Consider the following 22,662-nt stretch of genomic DNA (forward strand, 5'->3'; position numbering starts at 1 on the left):
ACGCTGTGCAGGCTACCGCGCCGGTGCGGCCCTCCGGGCGCGGGCCCACGCCCCCGGCCGGCGGGGCTCTGGGGTCACCAGACCAGGGACCAGGGGCGCCCGGTGGACGCGAAGTGCCCCACGTTGACGCACTCGGTGGCGCCGATCCGCATGCGGCGCACCAGCGGCTGGTGGACGTGGCCGAAGAGGGCGTAGCGGGGGCGGGTCCGCCGGATCGCGGCGAGCAGGGCGGTGCTGCCGCGTTCGAAGCGGCGGGCGACGGTGTCGTAGGTCAGGTCGGGGACGTCCGGCGGGATGTGCGAGCAGAGGACGTCGACCTCGCCGAGGGCCTCCACCTTCGCCGCGTACTCCTCGTCGGAGATCTCGTACGGGGTGCGCATGGGGGTACTCAGGCCGCCGCCGACGAAGCCGAAGACCCGTCCGCCGATCTCGGCCCGCTCACCGTCCAGGACCGTGGTGCCGGGGCGGGCGAACTCCGGCCACAGGCGCGGGATGTCGACATTGCCGTAGGTGGCGTACGTCGGCGTCGGGAAGGCGTCGAAGAGTTCCGCGTACTGCTTGCGCACCGCGGCCTCGATAACGGTGAGGCGGTCGCCGTCCACGCCCGCCCAGAGGGAGCGGCCGAAGTCGCGGGCCTCGTCGAAGCGGCGGGCCGTGCGCAGGGCGACCAGCCGGCCGGCCGCCTCCGCGCCGAAGAGCTCGGGGAAGATGCCGCGCGAGTGGTCCGCGTAGTCGAGGAAGAGGACCAGGTCACCGAGGCAGACCAGGGCGTCCGCGCCCTCGCCGGCGGTGGCGAGATCCCGCGCGTTGCCGTGCACGTCGCTGACCACGTTGACTCGCATGGCAGCACCCTACGGTCCGGGGCGGGCGCCCGGACAGACGGTTTCCACCTGCGGTTACTCAGCCGGCATCCGGGGGTGGAATACTTCCCCCGGGGGCGGGCCACCCCCGTGTGACGCAGGGAACATTGGCCGGGAACCCCTATCGGGAACCGACTACCGATGGGTAACGTCCGGGCAGTCCAGTCGTGCTCACCCCCACTGAGCACCTGCCCGATCTTGGACCGCAGCCGGTGCACAACACAGAGCCGTGGCGCCGGAGCCCGATGAGGAGCAGCAGTCTTGCGCGAGTTCAGCCTTCCGGCCCTGTACGAGGTCCCCGCGGACGGCAATCTGACGGACCTGATCCGCCGCAATGCCGCGCAGCATCCGGACGTGGCCGTGATGAGCCGCAAGGTGGCGGGTGCGTGGGCCGACATCACGGCCGTGCGGTTCCTCGCCGAGGTGCGGGCCGCCGCCAAGGGGCTGATCGCCGCCGGGATCCGTCCGGGCGACCGGATCGGCCTGATCTCGCGGACCCGCTACGAGTGGGTCCTGCTGGACTTCGCGATCTGGAGCGCGGGCGCGGTCACCGTACCGGTGTACGAGACCAGCTCTGCCGAGCAGATCCAGTGGATACTCGGCGACTCGGGCGCCGTCGCCGTGATCGTCGAGGGCGACACGCACAGCGCCGCCGTCGAGTCGGTGCGGGCCGGTCTGCCGGAGCTGCGGCACCTGTGGCAGATCGACAAGGGCGCGGTCGACGAACTGAACGCGGCGGGCGCTGAGGTCTCCGAGGCCACCGTCGACGAGCGCAGCTCGGCGGCGAAGGCGGACGACCCGGCGACCATCGTCTACACCTCGGGCACCACCGGCCGCCCCAAGGGCTGTGTGCTCACGCACCGGGCGTTCTTCGCCGAGTGCGGCAACGTGGTCGAGCGGCTGCGGCCGCTGTTCCGCACGGGCGAGTGCTCGGTGCTGCTCTTCCTGCCGGCCGCGCACGTCTTCGGGCGGCTGGTCGAGGTCGCCTCCGTGATGGCGCCGATCAGGCTCGGCTGCGTCCCCGACATCAAGAACCTGACGGAGGAGCTGGCCTCGTTCCGGCCCACGCTGGTCCTCGGTGTCCCGCGCGTCTTCGAGAAGGTGTACAACTCGGCGCGGGCGAAGGCGCAGGCGGACGGCAAGGGCAAGATCTTCGACCGGGCGGCGCAGACGGCGATCGCGTACAGCCGCGCCCTGGCGGCCCCGTCCGGCCCCTCGATCGGGCTGAGGCTCAAGCACAAGGTCTTCGACAAGCTGGTCTACTCCAAGCTGCGCGCGGTCCTCGGCGGCCGGGTCGAGTACGCCATCTCCGGCGGCGCCCCGCTCGGCGAGCGCCTGGGCCACTTCTTCCGGGGCATCGGCTTCACGGTGCTGGAGGGCTACGGCCTCACCGAGTCCTGCGCGGCGACCGCGTTCAACCCCTGGGACCGGCAGAAGATCGGCACGGTGGGCCAGCCGCTGCCCGGCTCGGTGGTGCGGATCGCCGACGACGGCGAGGTCCTGCTCCACGGCGAGCACATCTTCTCGGGCTACTGGAACAACGAGTCCGCGACGGCGGAGGCGCTGGCGGACGGCTGGTTCCACACGGGCGACATCGGCACCCTCGACGAGGACGGCTATCTCGCCATCACCGGCCGCAAGAAGGAGATCCTGGTCACCGCGGGCGGCAAGAACGTCGCCCCGGCCGTGATCGAGGACCGCATCCGCGGGCACGCCCTGATCGCCGAGTGCATGGTGGTCGGCGACGGCCGCGCGTTCGTGGGCGCCCTGGTCACCCTGGACGAGGAGTTCCTCGCCCGCTGGGCCTTGGACCACGGCAAGCCCGCCGGCTCCACGGCGGCCTCCCTGCGGGAGGACGCGGACCTGCTGGCCGAGATCCAGAAGGCGGTGGACGACGGCAACGCGGCGGTCTCCAAGGCCGAGTCGGTGCGCAAGTTCCGTGTCCTGTCGGCCCAGTTCACGGAGGAGGCCGGGCACATCACGCCCTCGCTGAAGCTGAAGCGGAACGTGGTGGCGAAGGACTTCGCGGACGAGATCGAGTCGATCTACCGCGGCTGAGCGCCCACGGGCGAGATCGAGTCGGTCTACCGTGGGCCACGGGCGACGACGCGAAAGAGGGGCGGGCCCGGTGCGCACCGGGCCCGCCCCCCGCGCGTACCGGCGCTACAGGAGTTCCTTCAGGCGCTCCGCCAGCAGGTCCCAGCGCCAGCGCTCCTCGACCCAGGCGCGGCCCCGCTCGCCCATGCTGCGGCGCAACTCCGGGTCCTGGAGGAGGGCGACGATCCGCTCGGCCGACTCCTCGGGGACCCCACCGCGCACCACCCAGCCGGTCTCGCCGTCGAGCACCGCGTCCGGCGCGCCGCCCGAGTCGCCCGCCACCACCGGGAGTCCGGTGGCGGACGCCTCCAGATAGACGATGCCGAGCCCTTCGACGTCCAGCCCGCCCCGCCGGGTCCGGCACGGCATGGCGAACACGTCGCCCGCCCCGTAGTGCGCGGGCAGCTCCGGCCAGGGCACGGCGCCGGTGAAGCGCACCGAACCGGCCACGCCGGTCTCCTCGGCGAGCCGGTGCAGCTCCTTCTCGTACGGGCCGCCGCCCACGACCAGCAGCACCGCGTCCGGCACGGCGGCCAGGACCGCGGGCATCGCGCGGATCAGGGTGTCCTGGCCCTTGCGCGGAACCAGCCGGGAGACGCAGACGACCACGGGCCGCTCGCTCAGCCCGAGACGGGCGCGGACCTCGTCGCCGCCGGAGGCCGGGTGGAAGGTCTTCTCGTCGACGCCCGGCGGGAGCTGGACCATCCGCCCGGCGGCCCCGGGGGTGAGGGCGGCGGCGATCCGGGAGCGGGTGTACTCACCCAGATAGGTGATGGTGTCGGTGCCCTCGCCGATCCGGCGCAGCAGCTGCCGGGAGGCGGGCAGCTGCGCCCAGCCGGCCTCGTGCCCGTGCGTGGTGGCCACCAGCCGCCGCGCACCCGCCTTCCGCAGAGCAGGAGCCATCAGCCCGAGGGGGGCCGCCGCGCCGAACCAGACCGACTCGCACCCGTGCTCCCGCAACAGCGAGACGGCCCGGCGGGTGACCCGCGGGGTGGGCAGCAGCATGGTGGTGCGGTCGCGCACCACGGTGAACGGCTGCTCCGCGTCGAAGGCCGCCGTCGCCTCCGCACCCTCGCGTCCGCGCTTCCAGGTGGAGGCGTAGACGACCACCCGTTCGGGGTCCAGGCGCAGCGCCATGTTGTGCAGGAACGCCTGGATGCCGCCGGGGCGCGGCGGGAAGTCGTTCGTCACGATCAAGGTCTTGTGCATCGCCGCCGACAGTACCGAACGGCGCCTCCGCCCTCCGCGGGGCCCTGCCCGGCATGATGGGCGACCACAGAGGGACGAACCGCACGGAACGCCCGTGGAACGCGCACAACGGACGAGGCCGGCAGCGGCCGGCGGAGGGCTGACCCATGGCGACCGGCAGCAGGGGTACCGGCAGCAGAGATGCCGGCAGCAGAGATGCCGACACCAGGGGTACCGGCACCACGGCACCGGGGACCGCTCGGCGCGGCGCCCTGCCCGCCCGCACCGCCCTCCCGGCCGCGGTGTGGGCGGCGACGCGGGTCCTGCTGCTGCTCATGGTCCTCGGGGCCGTCACCCTGCGCGGCCCGGACGTGACCAGCGACGTCGAGGTGATCTACCGGGGCTGGTACGAGGTGCTGCGCACCGGCACCTACCCGCTGGCCGATGTGACCTGGCAGTACCCGCCCGGGGCCGCCCTCGCGATCCTCTCCCCCGCGCTGTTGCCCGGCCTGGACTACCCGGAGGCGTTCTTCGTCCTCGTCCTCCTCTGCGATCTGCTGGTGCTGGTCCTGCTGCGGTACGCGGAGCGGCGCGGCCGGAGCCGGCGCGGGACCTGGATGTGGGTCGCGGGGGTGCCGCTGCTGGGGCCGACGGTGTACGCGCGCTATGACCTGATGGTCACCGCCGTCGCCGTCGCGGCCCTGCTCACCCTGGCCCGTCGGCCCCGGCTGGCGGGCGCGCTGGCGGCCTTCGGGGCGCTGCTGAAGGTGTGGCCGGCGCTGGTGCTGCTGGGGACGGCGCGCGGGCGGTCCACCCGGCGGGCGTGGACGGCGGCCGGGGTGACGGCGGTGGGGCTCACGGCGGTCCTGGCGGCGGCGATGCCGGGGGCGCTGGCCTTCCTGACCTTCCAGCGGGACCGGGGCACCGAGATCGAGTCGGTCGGGGCCCTGGTCTTCCACCTCGCCCGGCACGCGGGCTGGGAGGGGGAGGTGCTGATGAACTACGGCTCGGTCGAGTTCATCGGCCCGTACGTGGGGCTGGTCAGCGCCCTCGCGGTGGCGCTGGCGGCGGCGGCCGGTCTGTGGCTGGTGGCCTGGCGGCTACGGGCGCGGACCTGGGGCCCGGGGACCCCGGCGGATGCGGCGTTCACGGCGGTGCTGCTGTTCACGGTGACCAGCCGGGTGATCAGTCCGCAGTACCTGGTGTGGCTCGTGGGACTGGCCGCGGTGTGCCTGGTGCGGCCGGGCACCCGGATGGCGCGGCCTGCGCTGCTGGTGGCGGCGGCCACGGCGGTGACCGCGCTGGAGTTCCCGGTCTGGTTCGACCATGTGGTGGCGAGCGACCCGCTGGGGATCTCGCTGCTGGTGGTCCGCAACGGGCTGCTGGTCGCGGCGGCGCTGCTGGCCTGCCGGGCGCTGTGGCGGGCGACGGTGCCGGTCCCGGCCGCCTCCTCTGCCGCCGCCGAGGAGACCGCCGACCAGCCCGCCGGCACCGGTCCGGACGCTCCCGACGACTCGGGCGGCACCGGCGGCACCGGCGGCACCGGCGGCTCGGGCGGCTCCGGGGGCTCCGGGGGCTCCGGGGGCTCCGGGGGCTCCGGGGGCACGGTCAGCCGAGACGCTCCTGCAGATAGTCCCGCCACGCCGCGGTGAACTCCTCCGCCGTGGTGCCCAGGACCTCGGCGAGCGCGTACTCCACCGAGCCGTCCCGGTGCTCACGGGCGCCGACCGCCCGGTAGAACTCGACCAGCCGCTCCTCGCCCCAGCGCTCGGCGACGAGCGCACAGGCCAGCCGTCCGCCCTCGTAGGCCCGGGCCAGGGTGTCCCCGTCCCCGCCGAAGGCGAAGTCCTCGTCGTCGGGGAGGGCCGCGGGCAGCTCCCCCGCGCGTACCGCGTCCCGCAGCTCGGGGGCTATCTCCGGGTCCGTGCGGCCGGTGTCCCGGTAGGCGACCCAGTCGGCGAAGCCCTCGGAGAGCCACATGGGCGTGGCGGCCGAGGTGTCGGCGCGGGTGGCGACATGGGTGGTCTCGTGCGCCAGGACCACGTCCCTGCCCACCTCCCCGAGCAGGCCGTACGCCTGCGGGTTGACGATCACCCGATCCGCGGGCGAGCCCTCCCCGCCGCCCGCCTCGCCGGTGGTGACCGCGGCGATCCCCCGGTACCCGGCCGCCGGGGCGCCGAGCAGGCGGCCCATGGACTCCACGGACGAGGGGACGAGGACGACGACCCGGCCCGCCCACTCGCCGGGCCAGCCGGCCCGCACGGTGGGCACCGCACGGTCGGTGGCGGCGGCCAGCTCCCGCAGCTCGCTCTCCTCCCGGCCGACGCCGAGGACCAGGCTGTGCTCGCCCCGCACCGCCCGGACCGCGCCCTGCTGCCACAGTTCCTGTGGCGCGCCGGTGCCGGGCCGCTCGGCGGTCACGTACCAGCGGTCGCCGCGTTCGGCCAGCTCGATGACGCGGGAGGAGCTGACGGGGGCGCTGTCGTAGCCCTCGATGCGGTAGCGCAGCTCGGTGTCGGCGACGGCCCGGCCGCCCTGGTGGCGCACGCCGGTGACGTGGTACTCCCAGGATTCGAGGGGGATGCCGGCGAGGTTGTCGAACTCCTCGCCCTGGGCCGCGCGCAGGGCGCCCTCCGCGGGGTCGAGGGCGGCCAGCCAGCCGGCCCGGTCCTGGCCGAGGACGGCGGTGGCCCGGTCGTCCAGGGTGTCCTGGATCTCTTCGGCGGTCGGGTCGAGCGGCGGCTCCTCCGCGCCGGTGCAGCCGGACAGCAGCAGACCGGCGAGCCCGAGCCCGGCCGTCCACCGCGCCACTGCCGTGCGCCCCTGACCTGCCACCCTGCCGATCGTACGGAACCCGGCGCGCCGGGGCCGCCCCTGGGGCCCGATCCGGCCGCCGGGGGCCGGGCACGAGGTCCACCGCCACGGACCGGGTACGCGGACCGGGCGGGGGTGCGCCACGGGCCGGGCCGGGCCGGTCCCGATCCGGCCGCAGCGGGTCCCCGGCCCGCAGTCCTGTGCGGCCCCGGGCCCCTTCCCCGGCCCTCTCGGGCCGGGACCGGCGCGCGCCCGGAGGCGCAGCCGAGCCCCGGCACGCAGGCCGTAGTCCCCCTCACGGGCACCGGGCCGCCCGGCCACGACGGGCCCACGGGTCCGGCCGTGACGGAACCGCCCCGGGCCCCGGGCACGCCGTCCGGCCGCAGCGGGTCCACGGCCGCCCGGCCGGACCGGCAGTCGCGGGCGAGCCCGGGCCGCAGCCCCGCGCAGCCGCGAAGGCGCAGCCGCGAAGGCGCAGCCGAGCCGCGGCACGCAGACGGGCCCTCGGGCCCGGCCACGACGGGTCCACGGGTCCGGCCGTGACGGAACCGCCCCGGGCCCCTTTTCCGGCCCTGCCGGGCCGGGACCGGCGCGCGCCCGGAGGCGCAGCCGAGCCCCGGCACGCAGGCAGGCTGCAGGCCGTAGTCCCCTCACGGGCACGCCGTCCGGCCGCAGCGGGCCCACAGCCGTCCGACCGGACCGGCGGTCGCGGGCGAGCCCCGGGCCGCAGCCCCGTGCGGCCCCGGAGGCGCAGCCGGGCCGCGGCACGCAGACGGGCCCGCGCTGTGGTCCCCCGCGGGCGCCGCGCCCGCCCGGGGCCCGGCCCCGTCGGACGCGGGGGCCGCGTGCCCCCGTCCCGTCAGACGCGGGTGACCGCGTGGAGCGGCATCATCCCCACCGGGTCGTAGCGCACCGCCGCCCCCGGGTAGGGGGCGTGGACGACCTGCCCGTTGCCCATGTACATCGCGACATGGCTGGCGTCGCTCCGGTAGGTGACGATGTCGCCGGGGCGGGCCTCGGCCAGGGAGACGCGGCGGCCCGCGTTCGCCTGGGCCTGGGAGGTGCGGGGCAGGGAGACGCCCGCCTGCGCGTAGGACCACTGCACCAGGCCCGAGCAGTCGAAGCCCGAGGGACCGTTGGCGCCCCAGACGTACGGCCGTCCGACGGCCCCCTGCGCGGCCGCCGCCGCGGCCGAGGCGTGCCGGGAGCCGGCCGCCGTGAGCGCGCCCATCGGCACGGCCCCGTCCCGGCCGGAGCGGGAGGCCCGGTCGTGTGCGGCGCGCTCCTCGTCCGGGAGGCGGTTCAGCAGCCGGCGGGCCTCGGCGAGCTTGCGTTCGACGGTGCGCTTGTGCCGGGCCACGGCCGCCCGGCTGCGCTCCAGTTCGGTCAGGTCGCGGGAGACCTCGGCCCGCTCCTGGGCCAGGTCGCGCTGTTCGCTCCGGAGCGCGGCCAGGGCGCCCGACTGGCGTTCCCCGACGCGGCCGAGGACCGAGGCGCGGTCCAGATAGCTGTCCGGGTCGGCGGAGAGGAAGAGCGCGAGGCCGTGGTCGATGCCGCCCGAGCGGTACTGCGCCCCGGCCACCGAACCGAGCGCGTCCCGCAGCTCGTTGATGCGCTCCTGCCCGCGGGCGACCCGGTCCTGTGCGTCGGCGACCCGCTCCCGCAGCCGGTCGGCCCGCTCCCCGGCGGCGTTGAACCGCTCGGTGGCGCGCTCGGCCTCCGTGTGCAGGCGGTCCACGTCCGCGCGGGTGGCCGTGGCCCGGTCGCCGCCCGGTTCGGCGACCGCGGGCGCCGTGCCGAGCGCCGCGGCCGCCGTCGCCGCCGCGGCGGTGAGCACGGTGGCACGGGCGCCGGAGGCGAGACCGGTCTGTGAGGGTCGGCGGTGGGACACCACGGGCCGCGCTCCCTTCGGCACGCGTCGCAGGACGCGGACGAGACGGTGATGTTGCGCGGCAGACAGTAGCGGTGCCCTCGGGCGGCGACCAACGACCGCCGTGCGCACGGACAGTGACGCCCCGCCGGAGACCACAGGTCACCGGCGGGGCGGAGCGTCAGCGGGGCGTGACGGATTTCCCCCGTTCGGACGGGTGTGGGCCCGCCGCGAACGATCCGTCAGATACGCACGCCGAACTGGAAGGGCATGTTGTTGATCGACTCGTAGCGCACGTTGGCTCCCGTGCGCGGCGCGTGCAGCACCTGGCCGTTGCCGGCGTAGAAGCCGACGTGGTGCAGGTCGCCGTAGAAGATGACCAGGTCGCCCTGCTTGAGCTGGCTCTGGGAGTAGATCCGCTGGCCGGCGTTGGCCTGCGCCTGCGAGGTGCGCGGGATGGAGACGCCGGCCTGGGCGAAGGCCCAGGAGGTGAGGCCCGAGCAGTCGAAGGAGTTGGGGCCGCTGGCGCCGTAGACGTAGGGCACGCCGATCTTGGACTGGGCGGCGGCGAAGGCTGCGGAGGCGCGCTGGGAGGCCGGGACGGACGGGCCGAGGTCGGCGCGGGCGCTGGCGCGGTTGGCGCGGGACTCGTCGGCGGCGAGGGAGGCGCGCTCGGCGGCGGTCAGGGAGTTCAGGAGCTTCTGCGCCTCGGCGAGCTTGCCCTGGACCTCCTTCTTCTTCTTGCCGAGCTCGGTGCGGGCCTCGTCAAGGTCCTTGAGCTTGCCCCGGGCCTCCTGGCGCTGCTGCGCGAGGGTGCGCTGCTTGGCCTGGATCTCCTGGATCGCCTCGGTCTGCTTGGCGCCGAGCTGGTCCAGCGCGGACGCCTTGTCGAGGTAGGTGTCCGGGTCGCCGGAGAGGAAGAGCTGGACGGAGGGATCGATGCCTCCGGAGCGGTACTGCGCGCTCGCGACCGAACCCAGGCCGTCCCGCAGGGTGTTGAGCTCCTCCTGACCGCGCGCCACCTTGTCCTGGAGGGCGTCGATCTGGTCGTCGAGCTTGTCCTGCTTCTCCTTGGCGCCGTTGTACTTCTCCGTCGCCTGCTCCGCCTCCTGGTAGAGCTTGTCGACCTTCTCCTTGACCTCGCTCTTGCTCGGCTTCGGGTCGGCCTGCGCGGTCTGGGCGGTCAGGGCGACGGCCGCGGCGGCGGTCGCGGTGAGCACGGTCACACGGGCGCGGCTCGGCTGCTTGGGACGACGGTGGGACGCCACGAAGGCGAGCTCCTTCTTCCTCGAGCCGCCTACCGGGCTGTGGGGCGTAAACCCCGGCGTCCGCACGTCGGGGCCCCGGGGGAAAGGGGGTCGAACTGCACGGACTCGGCGGTTCCTTCGCTGCCACCCCGGCTGGGTGATCAACCGCGCGAAGGTTCGAGGCCAGACCCTAGTGACCCAGCCGTGATCAGTTCAAATCCTGATCGGAAAAATCTCACGCGTGAAGCGCATTCTTTACTCACATCACACGCGTAGTAATGGCCACTTGACTCGCCGTCCCACCCTTCTCACCTCAATCCGGACATGAGGGAAGGGAGTTACGAGACGCGCGAAAGCCTCTTCAGGAGCATCGCGGACGCGACCGGGCGGGCCCCCGCCCGCGCCACCCCGTCGGCGACCTCGCGGTCCGTCGACACGACCACCACCGGCCGGCCCGGCGGCTCTGCCCGCACCAGCTGGCGGATCAGCTCGTCCGCGGTGACGCCCGGCTTGGAGAAGAGCACCCGCACCCCGCGCGGGGGCGCGAGCAGGACCGGGGCGGCCAGTTCGGCGCCGTCGAAGACGCAGGTGACCTCGGCGCCGGTCTGCGCGGCCAGCACCGAGAGCCCGCCGAGCAGCCGCAGCCGCTGCTTCTCCAGGGGCATCGTCGGATAGCCGGTCTTGGTGACGTTGTAGCCGTCGACGACCAGATGGGACTGAGGCAGTTCGAGGAGCTGGTCCAGCAGGGCCGGGTCGGTCTCGGAGAGCGCCCGGGCCGCGATGTCCTTCGGGGACATCCGCCCCGGCTCCACCGCGTCCACGGTGTCCGCGGGGTGCGTCCCGGCGGGCGGCAGGGCGAGTTCGCGGCGCAGGCCCTGGGCCGCGTCGAGCACGGTGTCCAGCAGCAGCCGCAGCCGCATGTCCTCCACCGAGCGCCCCTCTCGGGCCGCCCGGCGGCTCGCCTCCACCGCCGCCTCGGCCTCGCCGAGGCGCGCCTTCAGCCGCCGGGTCTCGCTCTCGGCGGCCGAGACCTGGGCGGCGGCCTGGGCGCGGACCGCGTCCGCGTCGGCGGCGGCCTTGCGCAGGGCGGCCTCGCCCCGCTTCACGTCCGCCTGGGCGCTGCGCAGCTTGCGGGCGAGGGACTCGCCCTCCTTGCGGGCGGCCTCCAGCTCCGTGCGGAGCCGCTCGGTCTCCGCCTTGATCTGCCCCCGGGCCTCGGCCAGCTCGGCGCGCAGCCGCTCCAGTTCGCGGCGGCTCTCCTCGTCGGCACGCTCGGCGTCGGCCCGTTCGACCTCCTCGCCGGCGGCGGCGACGAGCTTCACCCACCCGGCGGGGCGCAGGACGTACGCGGCGGCCGCCACGTCCACCGGGTCGGCCGCCGCGGGCGCCGCCCCGGCCTCCAGGGCGGCGGCGAGCTCCGGCTGACCCTTGGCGAGGCGGTCGGCGATCCGCTGCCGGAAGACCGGGTCGCCGTCGAGCGCGGCGGCCATCGCGTTGCCCGCGAACCGGGCCCGGCGGGTGGGGGCGAAACGGGCGTACTGCCGCAACTGGGGCGGAAGTTCGGAGACGGTCAGCCCGCCGAACGCGTCCGAGACCAGGGCCACGACCTTGCGCCGTACGCCGTCGGGCAGCGGCCGGTCGAGCGCCTCGGCGCCTGCGGCCGCGTCCGCCGCCTCAGCGCCGCCTCCAGGCTGCTCCACGATCCGTCACCCCTACCACCGTCGCGGGCCGCTCCTGTCAGGAGGCGGCGCCGGGCCTGTCCACCAGTTCGATCTGGTCCACCGCGTTGCACCAGCGGCAGCGGACCGACTCGATGGTCTCACTCACCACGTCACGCTCCTCGACGGTCGGCTCACCGGCGAGGTCCAGATGGACGTACTCGACGACCTTCGACGAACGGGTCACATCGAAGCGCGTGAGGTTGCCGCAGAGGGTGCAGCGCCACCTGGTCTCGGCGGTCGGCGAGGGAACCGTCGTCATCGTGCCGTCCTTTTCGTCGTGCGGATGCGGGTACCCGCGGTGCGCCGTCGAACTGCGGATGTACTGCGTGCAACCCTACGGCCTCACCGGTACCCGCGGTCACGGCGAGGCGTTCCCCGTCCGCCCCGGTCCGCTGCGCGATGCTCTGTCCATGATCAGTCGACGGGACCTGGCCCGGCGGGCGGTGCGCGGCGCCGCGCGGGGCTCATCGGTGACGTACGCCCTGATCGCGCTGTGCTGCCTGCTCTTCCTGATCAGCCCGGTCTCCGGGCTGAACCCGGCGTACGGCGTCGGGGACCAGGTGCTCTCCGCGCAGGCGGCGTACTTCGAACGCTGGGGAGTGGTCCCCGCCGAACTGATGTCCGGTGCGCCGGGCGCCCTGCTGACCCCGCTCACCGCCCTCTTCGTGCACGGGAGCTGGCTGCACCTGCTCGGCAACATGCTCTTCCTCTACGTCTTCGGCGCGATGACCGAGGAGCGCATGGGCCGCTTCGCCTTCGCGGTCTTCTACCTGGCAACGGGCTACGCCGCGCTGCTGGCGTACGCGGTGGCCAACGCGGACTCCGACCAGACGCTGGTAGGGGCGTCCGGGGCGATCTCGGCGGTGCTCGGCGCGTTCCTCCGGCTCTTCCCGCGCGCCCGGGTCACCAGCCTCTTCCCCTTCCTCTTCTTCCTCCCCCTGCGCTTCCCCGCCTGGGCGGTGCTGGTCTTCTGGTTCGTCCTCCAGTGGGTGGCCGCGCACAACGCGGGCAGCGGCCCGGGGGTGGCCTACCTGGCCCACCTGGCCGGGTTCACGGCGGGCTTCCTCTACGCCTGGGTGCGGTACCGGGGTGGGTCTAGAGTTGGGGCACCTGCAACAGCAGCGGCCAGCGAGGGAGACAGCAAGCCGTGATCACCGCGATCGTGCTCATCAAGACCAGCGTGGACCGGATCCCCGAGATCGCCGAGTCGATCGCCGCGCTGGACAGCGTCAGCGAGGTCTTCTCGGTGACCGGGACCTACGACCTGATCGCCATGGTGCGGGTCGCGAAGCACGACGACCTGGCGGACGTCATCCCCGGCCGCATCAGCAAGATCCCCGGGGTGGAGGGCACGGACACGCACGTCGCCTTCCGCACGTACTCGCAGCACGACCTGGAGGCGGCGTTCGCCATCGGCCTGGACGCCTGACCGCCCCGGCTCGCGGGGTCGCGGGTTGCGCACGGACCTGGGGGCACCCGCCCGGCCGCCTGACCCGGCACCCGCGGCGCGGCGCGGTGGCTCAGCCGCGGTCGGGCACGCAGCGCCCGTCCTCGGTGCGGTACCGCCAGCGGGCGCCGTCCCGCACCAGTTCCCTCACCGCGGCGACGAAGCGACGCACATGCTCGTCCGGCGTGCCCGCGCCGAAGCTGACCCGGATCGCGTTCAGGGACCTCTCCCCGGGGGCGGCCTCGGGGGAGCCGCACTCGCCGGTGTCCCCGGGCTCGCCGCCGAGCAGGGTGCGCACCAGGGGGTGCGCGCAGAACAGCCCGTCCCGCACCCCGATCCCGTACTCGGCGGAGAGCGCGGCCGCGAAGTGGGAGCTGTTCCAGCCGTCGACGACGAAGGAGATCACGCCGACCCGGGGCGCGTCGTCCCCGAAGAGGGAGAGCACCCGCACCTCGGGGACCTCGGCGAGCCCGGCCCGCACGGTGTCGATCAGGTGCCGCTCCCGCTCCACGAGGGTGCCGAACCCGGCCTCGGTGAGGGCCTTGCAGGCGGACGCGATCGCGTAGACGCCGATGACGTTGGGCGAACCGGCCTCGTGGCGGGCGGCGGTGGTGTGCCATGCGACGTCCACCCCGCCGTCCGGGCGCCGGGAGACCGTGCGCGAGGCGCCGCCGCCCGCGAGGTACGGCTCCGCCTCCCGGAGCCAGTCGGAGCGCCCGGCGAGGACACCGGAGCCGAAGGGCGCGTACAGCTTGTGCCCGGAGAACGCGACCCAGTCCACGTCCAGTTCGCGGACCGACACCGGGTGGTGGGGCGCGAGCTGGGCCGCGTCCAGGACGATACGGGCGCCGTGCGCGTGGGCGGCGGCGGCCAGCTCCTTCACCGGCCACAGCTCGCCCGTGACGTTGGACGCCCCGGTGACGCAGACCAGCGCGGGGCCGTAGGGGTCGCGGTCGGCGAGTGCGTGCTCCAGGGTCCGCACGGCCTCGCCGGGGGTGCGGGGCGCGTCCAGGAAGGTCACCCGGGCGTCCCGCCAGGGCAGCAGGGAGGCGTGGTGCTCGGTCTCGAAGACGAAGACCTGGCAGCCCTCGGGCAGGGCCCCTGCGAGGAGGTTGAGGGAGTCGGTGGTGGAACGGGTGAAGACGACCTGGTCCTCCTCCCGGCAGTCCAGGAACCCGGCGACCGTGGCGCGGCTGGTCTCGAACAGCTCGGTGGAGAGCTGCGAGAGGTAGCCGGCGCCCCGGTGCACGCTGCCGTAGTAGGGCGCGTACGCGGCGACGTCGTCCCAGACGCGCTGGAGGGCGGGGGCGCTCGCCGCGTAGTCCAGGGCCGCGTAGGGGGCCTCGCCACCGGTCACGAGCGGGACGGTGACGTCCCCGCCGAGGACGGGCAGCGGGGCCGCGCAGCAGGGCTCGGCCTCGGTGGCGGCGGCGGGCGCGGGCACAGCGGCGGGGGCGACAGCGGGCGCGGGCACAGCGGCGGGGGCAGCGGTCGGAGCGGCGGTGGCGACGGCGTCAGGGCGCACGGACATGGCGGATTCTCCCGGCAGTGAAAGGCGATACGGCTTCGACGGACCCGTGACGGAGGCACGGGGATTGCCTCGACGCACGGACCGGACCCGGAGGAAAGGCACCTCGTGCGGAGGGTGAAGAAGGGGCGGTGGACGCCCTAGCACATTCGCTTGCTCACGGAACAGCTCCTCGGGACCAGGACCCCAGAGCCGTGAAGGGGTCCGCGCTTGCCGCAGACCTCGCTGCCTGCGGCCTGGTCTTCACCCGGGGCACCCCGCCACGGACGGAGGGTTGCCGGACAGCGGGCCGGGGCCGTAGTCGCTGTCACTCATGACCTTGGCAAGCATCCTGCCACAGACCGCCCACCACGCAAGAGCGGGGTCCAGCATCCGGACCCCGCTCCCCGTACCGCTCCCGGCCACGGCCCAACGGCCGCGCCGCGCCTACGCGTTGCTCAGCGCCACCCAGCGCTCCAGGGCCGCCCGCGCCGCGCCCGAGTCGATGGACTGCGCGGCTCGCGCGACACCGGCCGCGAGCTGCTCGTTCAGACTGCCGTCCGTGGGCTCCAGGGCGGCCAGGGCCGCCGCGGAGTTGAGCAGCACCGCGTCGCGCACCGGGCCGGTCTCGCCGCCCAGTAGCCGGCGGGCCACATCCGCGTTGTAGGACGCGTCCGCGCCGCGCAGCGCCTCCACGGGCACCAGGTCGATGCCGATGTCCCGGGGGTCGAAGGTCTCCTCGCGCACGGCCCCGTCCCGGACGACCCACACCTTGGAGGTGGCGGTGGTGGTCAGCTCGTCCAGTCCGTCGTCGCCGCGGAAGACGAGCGCGGAGGAGCCGCGTTCGGCGAGGACCCCGGCGAGGATCGGCGCCATCCGGGCGTCGGCGACTCCGGTGGCCTGGGCCCGTACCCGGGCCGGGTTGGTCAGCGGGCCGAGGAAGTTGAAGACCGTGCGGATGCCCAGCTCCTTGCGGGCGGTGGCGACATGCCGCAGGGCGGGGTGGAACTTCACCGCGAAGCAGAAGGTGATCCCCGCCTCGTCGGCGACCTGCGCCACCCGGTGGGGGGTGAGATCGAGGTTGACCCCCAGCTTCTCCAGCACGTCGGAGGCCCCGCTCGCGGAGGAGGCGGCCCGGTTGCCGTGCTTGACCACCTTGGCGCCGGTGCCGGCCACCACGATCGCGGACATCGTGGAGATGTTGACCGTCTTCGCGCCGTCCCCGCCGGTCCCGACGATGTCGACGGTGGCCCCGGGCACGTCGATCAGATTGGCGTGCGCGTACATGGTCCGCACCAGGCCGGTGATCTCCTGGACCGTCTCGCCCTTGGCGCGCAGGGCGGTGGCGAATCCGGCGATCTGCGCGTCGCTGGCCTCGCCCCGCAGGATGCGGTCCATGGCCCAGGCGGTCGCGTCGGCGCTCTGGTCGCGGTTGTCGAGGAGGGCGTTCAGTACGGCGGGCCAGGAGAGGTCCGCCACGCTGTCGCCGCCGTCCGGGGTCGATGCGTTCATGGTCCGCTCCAGGGGGTCCGGGGGCCGGGGGCCGTCGGGAAAAGAGGTCTCCACCCTATCCAGGCGGCGGCAGCGCGAAGGGCCCCGTCCGGCGTACGGACGGGGCCCTCGCGGTGGCGACCTCCGGTCGGCGGAGGCTCGGGATCAGTGGTGGCCGTGGCCCTCCGTGATCTCCCGGTACTCCTCGGCCGTGGGCTTGGCGATCTGGTTGTTCTCGCCGTAGTAGCCCTTGCTGAGCTTCACGCGCAGCTTCTCCATCCGCCCGATCTTGCGGCGGACGCCGTTCTCGTCGACCTCGGGACCGAGTTCGGCCGGCTTGTACTGGTCGTGCGCGACCAGGGCGTACCGGGCCTCGGCCGACAGCGGCTCGTGGATCTCGACGAACTCACCGTGCGGCAGGCGCTTGATGATGCCGGACTCGCGCCCGTGCAGCACCTTCTCCCTGTCGCGGCGCTGCAGACCCAGGCAGATCCGCTTGGTGATGATGAACGCGAGGACCGGTCCGACGAAGTACGTGATCCGGACGAACCAGGTGATCGCGTTGATCGACATGTGGAAGTGCGTCGCGAAGATGTCGTTTCCGCCACCCAGCAGCATGATCACGTAGCCGACGACCCAGGCGACACCGAGGGCGGTGCGCGTCGGGGCGTTGCGCGGGCGGTCCAGGATGTGGTGCTCGCGCTTGTCGCCCGTGATCCAGGACTCGATGAACGGGTACACCGCGATCGCGCCGAGCACCACACCGAAGATCACCAGCGGGATGAACACACCCAGGACCAGGGTGTGGCCCCAGAGGTTGATCTCCCAGCCGGGCATCACACGGATCAGACCCTCGGCGAAGCCCATGTACCAGTCGGGCTGGGCGCCGGTGGACACCTGGTCCGGCCGGTAGGGGCCGAGCGCCCAGATCGGGTTGATCGTGAACAGCGCGGAGATGATCGCGATCAGACCGAAGACCAGGAAGAAGAAGCCTCCGGCCTTGGCCATGTAGACCGGCAGAAGCGGCATGCCGACGACGTTCTTGTTCGTCTTGCCGGGCCCGGGGAACTGCGTGTGCTTGTGGTAGAAGACCAGGATCAGGTGCGCCACCACGAGGCCGAGCATGATGCCCGGCAGCAGCAGGATGTGGATCGAGTAGAACCGGGCGATGATGTCGTGGCCCGGGAACTCCCCGCCGAACAGGAACATCGAGATGTAGGTGCCGACGATCGGCACCGACAGGATCGCGCCCTGCGTGAAGCGGACACCGGTGCCGGAGAGCAGGTCGTCCGGGAGCGAGTAGCCGGTGAAACCGGTGAACATGCCCAGGACGAACAGCAGGAAGCCGAACAGCCAGTTGATCTCACGCGGCTTGCGGAACGCGCCCGTGAAGAAGACGCGCATCATGTGCACGAACATGCCCGCGAGGAAGATCAGCGCGGCCCAGTGGTGGATCTGCCGGATGAGCAGACCACCGCGGACGTCGAAGCTGATGTCCAGGGTCGAGGCGTACGCCTCGGTCATGCGGATGCCCTGCATCGGCACGTACGAGCCGTGGTACTCGATCTCGTTCATGCTCGGGTGGAAGAACAGCGTCAGGTACACACCCGTGAGGATGATGATGATGAAGCTGTAGAGGCAGATCTCACCCAGCATGAAGGACCAGTGGTCCGGGAAGATCTTCCGCATGTTGGCCTTGGCCAGGGAGTAGATCCCGAGCCGGCCGTCGGCCCAGTCGGCGACCTTCTCGCCGGCGGGTGCCTTCTTGCGTGTGTCTGTCGCAGTGCTCATCCGCGCTCCCAGAAGGCAGGACCGACGGGCTCTTCGAAGTCGCCGAGCGCCTCGAGGTTGCCCTCGGCGTTCACACCGATCCGCAGCTGCGGAAGGGGGTGACCGGCCGGACCGAAGATGACGCGGGCGCCGTCGGAGAGGTCGAAGGTGGACTGGTGGCACGGGCAGAGGACGTGGTGCGTCTGCTGCTCGTACAGGCTGACCGGGCAGCCGACGTGGGTGCAGATCTTCGAGTAGGCGACGATGCCCTCGTACGACCACTCGAGCTCGCGCTTGTCCTTGATCTCCTCCGGCTGGATCCGGACGATCATCACGGCGGCCTTGGCGATCTCGTTGTTGAAGTCGTGGTTGGACTCCTCCAGACCCTCGGGCTTGACGAAGGTCAGGGAGCCGACGACCACGTCCTCGGGACGCAGCGGCTCATTGGTGTTCATGTTGATGAGCAGCTTGCCCCTGGCCCACAGGGTCTTGCGCAGCTTGTCCTCGGGCAGCGGGCCGAGCTCTCGCAGCAGCACCACACCGGAGAGCGGCACCATGGCCAGCGCGCCGAACATGGTGTTGCGGATCAGCTTGCGGCGGCCGAGGGCCGACTCGCGCGCGCCGTCCGCGAAGTCCGACAGGACCTTGGCCTTGACCTCGGGGGTGGCCTCGATCGGGTGACGGTCGTCCGCCACCTCGACGTCGGACATCAGGGTGCGCGCCCAGTGGACGGCGCCCGCGCCGATGAGGAAGAGCGCCAGGCCCAGCGTCAGGCCCAGCGACAGGTTCAGCGCGCTGACCAGGCCGATCGGCCAGACGTAGATGTTCTTGTCGATGGGGAAGATCACGAACGAGGCGATGAAGCCGATCGTGGCGAGCATCGACAGCGCGAACATCAGGGCCACGGTGCGCTCGGAGCGCTTGGCCGCCCGCTCGTCGATGTCCTGGATGCGCGGCTTGTGGGCCGGCAGTCCCGGATCGGCGAAGGGGTCCTCGCCGTGCTGCGCGACGGCGGTGCCGCCACCGTGAGCTGCTTCGTGCGCGGTGCCCTGCCCTGCCGGCAGGTTCTCTTCTGAATTCTCTTGGCTACTCATGACTTCTTGGCCTTAGCGGTGTGGGCCGCAACCCAGATGGCAACAGCGATCAGCGAGCCCAGACCGAAGACCCAGCCGAACAGACCCTCGGCCACCGGGCCGATACCACCGAGGCCGAAGCCGCCCGGGGAGGGGGTGTCCTCGCTGTTCACGGCCTTGACGTAGGCGATGATGTCGCGCTTCTCCTGCTCGGGCATGACCCCGTCGGGGAAGGACGGCATGTTCTGCGGGCCCGTCTGCATGGCCTCGTACAGGTGCTTCGGGCTGACGCCGTTCAGGTCCGGGGCGTACTTGCCCGTGGTGAGCGCGCCGCCCTTGCCGGTGAAGTTGTGGCACTGGGCGCAGTTGGTGCGGAACAGCTCACCGCCGTTGGCGATGTCCGCTCCGGACGGGTCGTACTGCTCCTTGGTCGGAGTGATCGGACCCGCTCCCAGGGAGGCGACGTAAGCGGCGAGCTGGTCGATCTCCTTCTGGGAGTAGATGTTCTTCTTCTTCGGCACCTGCGCGCCGGGCTGCTGGGCGGGCATACGGCCGGTGCCGACCTGAAAGTCGACCGCGGCGGAGCCCACGCCGACCAGGGAGGGACCGTCGCTGGTGCCCTGACCGCCGGTTCCGTGGCAGCTTGCGCAGCCCACGGTGTAGAGCTTCTGGCCCTCCTTGATGGCGAGGGACTGGGCGGTTTCATCGGCCTGCGCCTTGTCCGCGGGTGCGAACGCGGCGTACAGCCCCCCAGTGGCCGCCAGCGCGAGGAGTAGGACGACGACCGCCGCCAGCGGATGGCGTCGTCGTACGGAGAGCTTTTTCACGGATTACCCCGGTGTCAGGATCTTCTGCGTCGATGCTTCTGGACTGTGTCTGCTGCGGGCCGCCCGGCTCCGGGCCGGCGCGCCTCGCCGGATTACTTGATCAGGTAGATCGTGGCGAAGAGGCCGATCCAGACGACATCGACGAAGTGCCAGTAGTAGGACACGACGATGGCGGCGGTTGCCTGCTCGTGGGTGAATCTCCTGGCCGCGTACGTCCTGGCGAGCACCAGCAGGAAGGCGATGAGGCCACCCGTCACGTGCAGGCCGTGGAAGCCGGTGGTCAGGTAGAACACCGAGCCGTACGGGTCGGACGAGAGCGAGAGGCCCTCGTGCTTGACCAGCTCGGTGTACTCGAAGACCTGGCCTCCGATGAAGATCGCACCCATCACGAACGTGACGATGAACCACGTCCGGAGCTTCTTCACATCGCCCCGCTCGGCGGCGAAGACGCCGAGCTGGCAGGTGAGGGAGGAGAGCACCAGGATCGTGGTGTTGGTCGCCGAGAACGGGAGGTTGAGCGTGTCCGCCTTCTCGGACCAGAACTCGGGACCTGTCACCGATCGCAGGGTGAAGTACATCGCGAAGAGGGCCGCGAAGAACATCAGCTCGGAACTCAACCAGATGATGGTTCCGACGCTGGTGAGGTTCGGCCGATTGACCGACGGGTGCGCGTGCCCGGTTTCTACTGTCGTTGCTGTCGCCACGACCGACATTATGTCGGTCGCTTATCCCGCCCTCACTCCGGGGGGTGCCGTTCGGTGTGTCAGTGGCTCCCGTCCAGCCCGAACGGCCCATCGAAGGGGTTTCCGAACCGGTGTTGACAGGCAGTCGGGAGGAGTAGCATCCGCGCCACAAGCTCTGTTCGTACGAGGCGGAGGAACCATGCAGTCGAGCGCCACGGTCCTGGTCTACAGCGACGACGCGAACACCCGCGAACAGGTCCGGCTGGCGGCGGGTCGCAGGCCGGCGGCGGACGTCCCACCGGTGACCTTCGTCGAGTGCGCGACCCTGCCGGCCGTGCTGAAGGCCCTGGACGAGGGCGGGATCGACGTCTGCGTACTGGACGGCGAGACGGTCCCGGCGGGCGGTATGGGCGTGTGCCGGCAGATCAAGGACGAGATCTTCGACTGCCCGCCGGTGCTGCTGCTGATGGGCCGCCCGCAGGACGCCTGGCTGGCCACCTGGAGCCGGGCGGAGTCCGCGGTGACCCTCCCGGTCGACCCGGTCGAGTTCGCCGGCGCCCTGGCCGCCCTGCTCCGCACCCGGCTCTCCCTGGACGCGTAGGGCCGCTGCGCGGCCGCAAGCGGGCGGAGGGCGCCCGGCACCCCGGCGAGTGAGCCGAAGGGGCGCGACGGCGTCGAAAGGGAGAACGCGCACAGGCCGCGAGGTACGAGTGGCCGAGCACGATCGACCGTCGACGCCGTCCGAAAGCGCCCCGGAGGCGAACCGAGCCCCAGAAGGTCACAGCGCCACGGGCCGCAGGCGGGCGGTGGTGGACGGGGAGGCGTTCTCCTCGTTGCCGCCGCCGTTCAGGGCCGAGCCCTCGCGCCATTTGTCCCAGGACAGGTTCCAGTCGCCGAAGCCGTTGCCGAAGGGCGCCATCATGTCGCCGTAGCTGTTGACGACGGAGACGATGTCGCCCTGCCGCACGGTCTCGAAGAACCACTGGGCGTTCGCGGTGGACATCCCGGTGCAGCCGTGGCTGACGTTGGCCGAGCCCTGGGAGCCGACGGACCAGGGGGCCGCGTGGACGTACTCGCCGCTCCAGGTGACCCGGGTGGCCCAGTACACGGGCAGGTCGTAGGACTCGGAGCTGCCCTCGGCGATGCCGATGCTCGTCCCGCGCATCCGTACGAACTGTTCCTTCGCGAGGACGACCTTGACGCCGTTGCGGGTGTCGAAGCCCGGCTTGCCGGTGGTCACCGGAATGGTGTTGATCACTTCGCCGTTGCGCTTGACCACCATGGTGTGGGCCGCGGCGTCCGTGATCGCTTCTATGCGGTCGCCGATGGTCAGCTTCAGCGGCTTCGAGGGGCCCCCGTAGAGCTTCCCGGCGACCTTGACGCCCCGGAGGTTGCTGCTGGCGGTCACCGTCGCACCGGCGGGCCAGTACTCCTTCGGGCGGAAGTGCAGGGTCTTGTCGTCGACCCAGTACCAGGCACCCTCGACGGCGGGCTTGGAGTTCACCTTCAGGGCCCGCTCGACGACGCCCCGGCCCTTGGGGTCCTTGACGGCCATGCTGAGCTTGGCCGTGACCGGCTGGCCGACGCCGTAGGTGCCCGCCTCCGGGCCGAACTCGGCCGTCAGGAAGCGCTTGGCGGGCGTGGTCTCGAAGGTGAGGACGCGGACGCCGGGGGCCCCCTCCCCGTCCTCCGTGGAGACCCGCATCGTGTAGCGGGCACCGGCCGCCAGGGGGGCCGTGGAGCGCCAGCGGACGCCGTCGGCGGAGAGTTCGCCCGCGAGACGCCGGCCGGCGTCGTCGGTGACCGTCACGTCGGTGATGCGGATGTCGCCGCCCTTGGTGGTGACCTCGAGCGGCTTGTCCGGGTCCACCTTGCGGCTGCCGGTCTCCGTGTTGAAGGCGACGCGGTCGGCCGCGTCGTACGGCTGGGCGGACAGCGGGTGGGAGTCGGGTTCGCCGCACGCGGTCGCGACCGTCCCGAGGGTCACGACCAGCAGAACGAGGCTGACGGCGGTGCGGAAGCGAGGCGTGTGGTTCATGAGCACACGCTATGGACGCGTGTCAGCGG

General features: G+C 72.6%; 19 protein-coding genes and 1 riboswitch. Of the genes, 5 read left to right on the forward strand and 14 right to left on the reverse strand.

Going from position 1 to position 22,662, the window contains the following annotated elements; all coding sequences use genetic code 11:
- Positions 1–74: 74 nt before the first annotated feature.
- Entirely contained in the window at positions 75–842 is a 768-nt protein-coding gene (locus C593_RS0118530; RefSeq protein WP_018848802.1) for a metallophosphoesterase family protein, read from the reverse strand.
- Positions 843–1,121: 279 nt separating this feature from the next.
- Between C593_RS0118530 and C593_RS0118535 the strand changes: the two genes are divergently transcribed.
- Complete coding sequence (locus C593_RS0118535) at positions 1,122–2,918, forward strand: long-chain fatty acid--CoA ligase (protein ID WP_018848803.1); 1,797 nt, start codon at positions 1,122–1,124, stop codon at positions 2,916–2,918.
- Positions 2,919–3,023: 105 nt separating this feature from the next.
- On the opposite strand, the gene C593_RS0118540 is transcribed toward C593_RS0118535, so the two are convergent.
- A complete protein-coding gene (locus C593_RS0118540) occupies positions 3,024–4,166 on the reverse strand; it encodes a glycosyltransferase family 4 protein (RefSeq protein ID WP_018848804.1) in 1,143 nt (380 codons plus the stop codon).
- A gap of 146 nt (positions 4,167–4,312) precedes the next feature.
- On the opposite strand from C593_RS0118540, the gene C593_RS29980 reads away from it, so the two are divergent.
- On the forward strand, positions 4,313–5,797 hold the full coding sequence (locus C593_RS29980) for a glycosyltransferase family 87 protein (RefSeq protein WP_018848805.1): 1,485 nt from the start codon (positions 4,313–4,315) through the stop codon (positions 5,795–5,797).
- On the opposite strand, the gene C593_RS0118550 is transcribed toward C593_RS29980, so the two are convergent.
- The 5 genes from C593_RS0118550 to C593_RS0118570 form a co-directional block, all read right to left on the reverse strand.
- Entirely contained in the window at positions 5,754–6,980 is a 1,227-nt protein-coding gene (locus C593_RS0118550) for a hypothetical protein (protein ID WP_106434686.1), read from the reverse strand. The two genes, C593_RS29980 and C593_RS0118550, sit on opposite strands and share 44 nt — an antisense overlap.
- 838 nt (positions 6,981–7,818) lie before the next feature.
- Positions 7,819–8,853 carry a C40 family peptidase gene (locus C593_RS0118555; RefSeq protein WP_018848807.1) on the reverse strand — a complete coding sequence of 345 codons (1,035 nt, stop codon included), beginning with the start codon at positions 8,851–8,853 and terminating at the stop codon, positions 7,819–7,821.
- 218 nt (positions 8,854–9,071) lie between these two features.
- The gene (locus C593_RS0118560; RefSeq protein ID WP_018848808.1) at positions 9,072–10,097 is read right to left on the reverse strand and encodes a C40 family peptidase; all 1,026 of its coding nucleotides are present in this window, start codon (positions 10,095–10,097) and stop codon (positions 9,072–9,074) included.
- 317 nt (positions 10,098–10,414) lie between these two features.
- Positions 10,415–11,776, reverse strand: a complete 1,362-nt coding sequence (locus C593_RS0118565) for an NYN domain-containing protein (protein WP_018848809.1) — start codon at positions 11,774–11,776, stop codon at positions 10,415–10,417.
- Positions 11,777–11,813: 37 nt separating this feature from the next.
- A complete protein-coding gene (locus C593_RS0118570) occupies positions 11,814–12,056 on the reverse strand; it encodes a hypothetical protein (RefSeq protein ID WP_018848810.1) in 243 nt (80 codons plus the stop codon).
- Between the two features lie 151 nt (positions 12,057–12,207).
- Here C593_RS0118570 and C593_RS0118575 point away from each other — a divergent pair, with 151 nt between their 5' ends.
- Together C593_RS0118575 and C593_RS0118580 are read left to right on the forward strand one after the other, a co-directional pair.
- Positions 12,208–12,948, forward strand: a complete 741-nt coding sequence (locus tag C593_RS0118575; protein ID WP_026277822.1) for a rhomboid family intramembrane serine protease — start codon at positions 12,208–12,210, stop codon at positions 12,946–12,948.
- Complete coding sequence (locus tag C593_RS0118580; protein ID WP_005318592.1) at positions 12,945–13,226, forward strand: Lrp/AsnC family transcriptional regulator; 282 nt, start codon at positions 12,945–12,947, stop codon at positions 13,224–13,226. Before C593_RS0118575 ends, C593_RS0118580 begins: the two co-directional genes overlap by 4 nt.
- A gap of 91 nt (positions 13,227–13,317) precedes the next feature.
- On the opposite strand, the gene C593_RS0118585 is transcribed toward C593_RS0118580, so the two are convergent.
- The 6 genes from C593_RS0118585 to ctaE form a co-directional block, all read right to left on the reverse strand.
- Positions 13,318–14,775 carry an aminotransferase class V-fold PLP-dependent enzyme gene (locus tag C593_RS0118585; RefSeq protein WP_018848812.1) on the reverse strand — a complete coding sequence of 486 codons (1,458 nt, stop codon included), beginning with the start codon at positions 14,773–14,775 and terminating at the stop codon, positions 13,318–13,320.
- A gap of 198 nt (positions 14,776–14,973) precedes the next feature.
- A riboswitch (SAM riboswitch) is annotated at positions 14,974–15,091 on the reverse strand.
- A 107-nt stretch (positions 15,092–15,198) separates the two neighbouring features.
- Positions 15,199–16,263: an anthranilate phosphoribosyltransferase gene (gene trpD / locus C593_RS0118590; RefSeq protein ID WP_018848813.1), complete on the reverse strand. Its 1,065-nt coding sequence runs from the start codon at positions 16,261–16,263 to the stop codon at positions 15,199–15,201.
- 144 nt (positions 16,264–16,407) lie between these two features.
- The gene (gene qcrB / locus C593_RS0118595) at positions 16,408–18,033 is read right to left on the reverse strand and encodes a cytochrome bc1 complex cytochrome b subunit (protein WP_018848814.1); all 1,626 of its coding nucleotides are present in this window, start codon (positions 18,031–18,033) and stop codon (positions 16,408–16,410) included.
- A complete protein-coding gene (gene qcrA, locus C593_RS0118600) occupies positions 18,030–19,106 on the reverse strand; it encodes a cytochrome bc1 complex Rieske iron-sulfur subunit (protein WP_018848815.1) in 1,077 nt (358 codons plus the stop codon). Before qcrA ends, qcrB begins: the two co-directional genes overlap by 4 nt.
- Positions 19,103–19,912 (reverse strand): cytochrome bc1 complex diheme cytochrome c subunit, encoded by an 810-nt coding sequence (gene qcrC, locus C593_RS0118605; RefSeq protein ID WP_018848816.1) that lies wholly within the window; start codon positions 19,910–19,912, stop codon positions 19,103–19,105. Before qcrC ends, qcrA begins: the two co-directional genes overlap by 4 nt.
- Before the next feature lie 92 nt (positions 19,913–20,004).
- Positions 20,005–20,625, reverse strand: coding sequence for an aa3-type cytochrome oxidase subunit III (gene ctaE, locus C593_RS0118610; RefSeq protein ID WP_026277823.1), 621 nt, complete (start codon positions 20,623–20,625; stop codon positions 20,005–20,007).
- A 169-nt stretch (positions 20,626–20,794) separates the two neighbouring features.
- Here ctaE and C593_RS0118615 point away from each other — a divergent pair, with 169 nt between their 5' ends.
- Positions 20,795–21,196: a hypothetical protein gene (locus C593_RS0118615; protein ID WP_018848818.1), complete on the forward strand. Its 402-nt coding sequence runs from the start codon at positions 20,795–20,797 to the stop codon at positions 21,194–21,196.
- Positions 21,197–21,373: 177 nt separating this feature from the next.
- Here C593_RS0118615 and C593_RS0118620 read toward each other — a convergent pair whose 3' ends face one another.
- Positions 21,374–22,633, reverse strand: a complete 1,260-nt coding sequence (locus C593_RS0118620; RefSeq protein ID WP_018848819.1) for an Ig-like domain-containing protein — start codon at positions 22,631–22,633, stop codon at positions 21,374–21,376.
- Positions 22,634–22,662 lie beyond the last annotated feature (29 nt).

The sequence above is a fragment of the Streptomyces sp. CNT372 genome (assembly GCF_000377145.1).

What these genes read in the sequence shown, in the direction of transcription:
- C593_RS0118570 (WP_018848810.1), bottom strand. Translation starts at nt 12,056, where the DNA reads ATGACGACGGTTCCCTCGCCGACCGCCGAGACCAGGTGGCGCTGCACC.
- C593_RS0118620 (WP_018848819.1), bottom strand. Translation starts at nt 22,633, where the DNA reads ATGAACCACACGCCTCGCTTCCGCACCGCCGTCAGCCTCGTTCTGCTG.
- C593_RS0118530 (WP_018848802.1), bottom strand. Translation starts at nt 842, where the DNA reads ATGCGAGTCAACGTGGTCAGCGACGTGCACGGCAACGCGCGGGATCTC.
- C593_RS29980 (WP_018848805.1), top strand. Translation starts at nt 4,313, where the DNA reads ATGGCGACCGGCAGCAGGGGTACCGGCAGCAGAGATGCCGGCAGCAGA.
- qcrB (WP_018848814.1), bottom strand. Translation starts at nt 18,033, where the DNA reads ATGAGCACTGCGACAGACACACGCAAGAAGGCACCCGCCGGCGAGAAG.
- C593_RS0118575 (WP_026277822.1), top strand. Translation starts at nt 12,208, where the DNA reads ATGATCAGTCGACGGGACCTGGCCCGGCGGGCGGTGCGCGGCGCCGCG.
- C593_RS0118615 (WP_018848818.1), top strand. Translation starts at nt 20,795, where the DNA reads ATGCAGTCGAGCGCCACGGTCCTGGTCTACAGCGACGACGCGAACACC.
- C593_RS0118540 (WP_018848804.1), bottom strand. Translation starts at nt 4,166, where the DNA reads ATGCACAAGACCTTGATCGTGACGAACGACTTCCCGCCGCGCCCCGGC.
- ctaE (WP_026277823.1), bottom strand. Translation starts at nt 20,625, where the DNA reads ATGTCGGTCGTGGCGACAGCAACGACAGTAGAAACCGGGCACGCGCAC.
- trpD (WP_018848813.1), bottom strand. Translation starts at nt 16,263, where the DNA reads ATGAACGCATCGACCCCGGACGGCGGCGACAGCGTGGCGGACCTCTCC.
- qcrA (WP_018848815.1), bottom strand. Translation starts at nt 19,106, where the DNA reads ATGAGTAGCCAAGAGAATTCAGAAGAGAACCTGCCGGCAGGGCAGGGC.
- C593_RS0118585 (WP_018848812.1), bottom strand. Translation starts at nt 14,775, where the DNA reads ATGTCCGTGCGCCCTGACGCCGTCGCCACCGCCGCTCCGACCGCTGCC.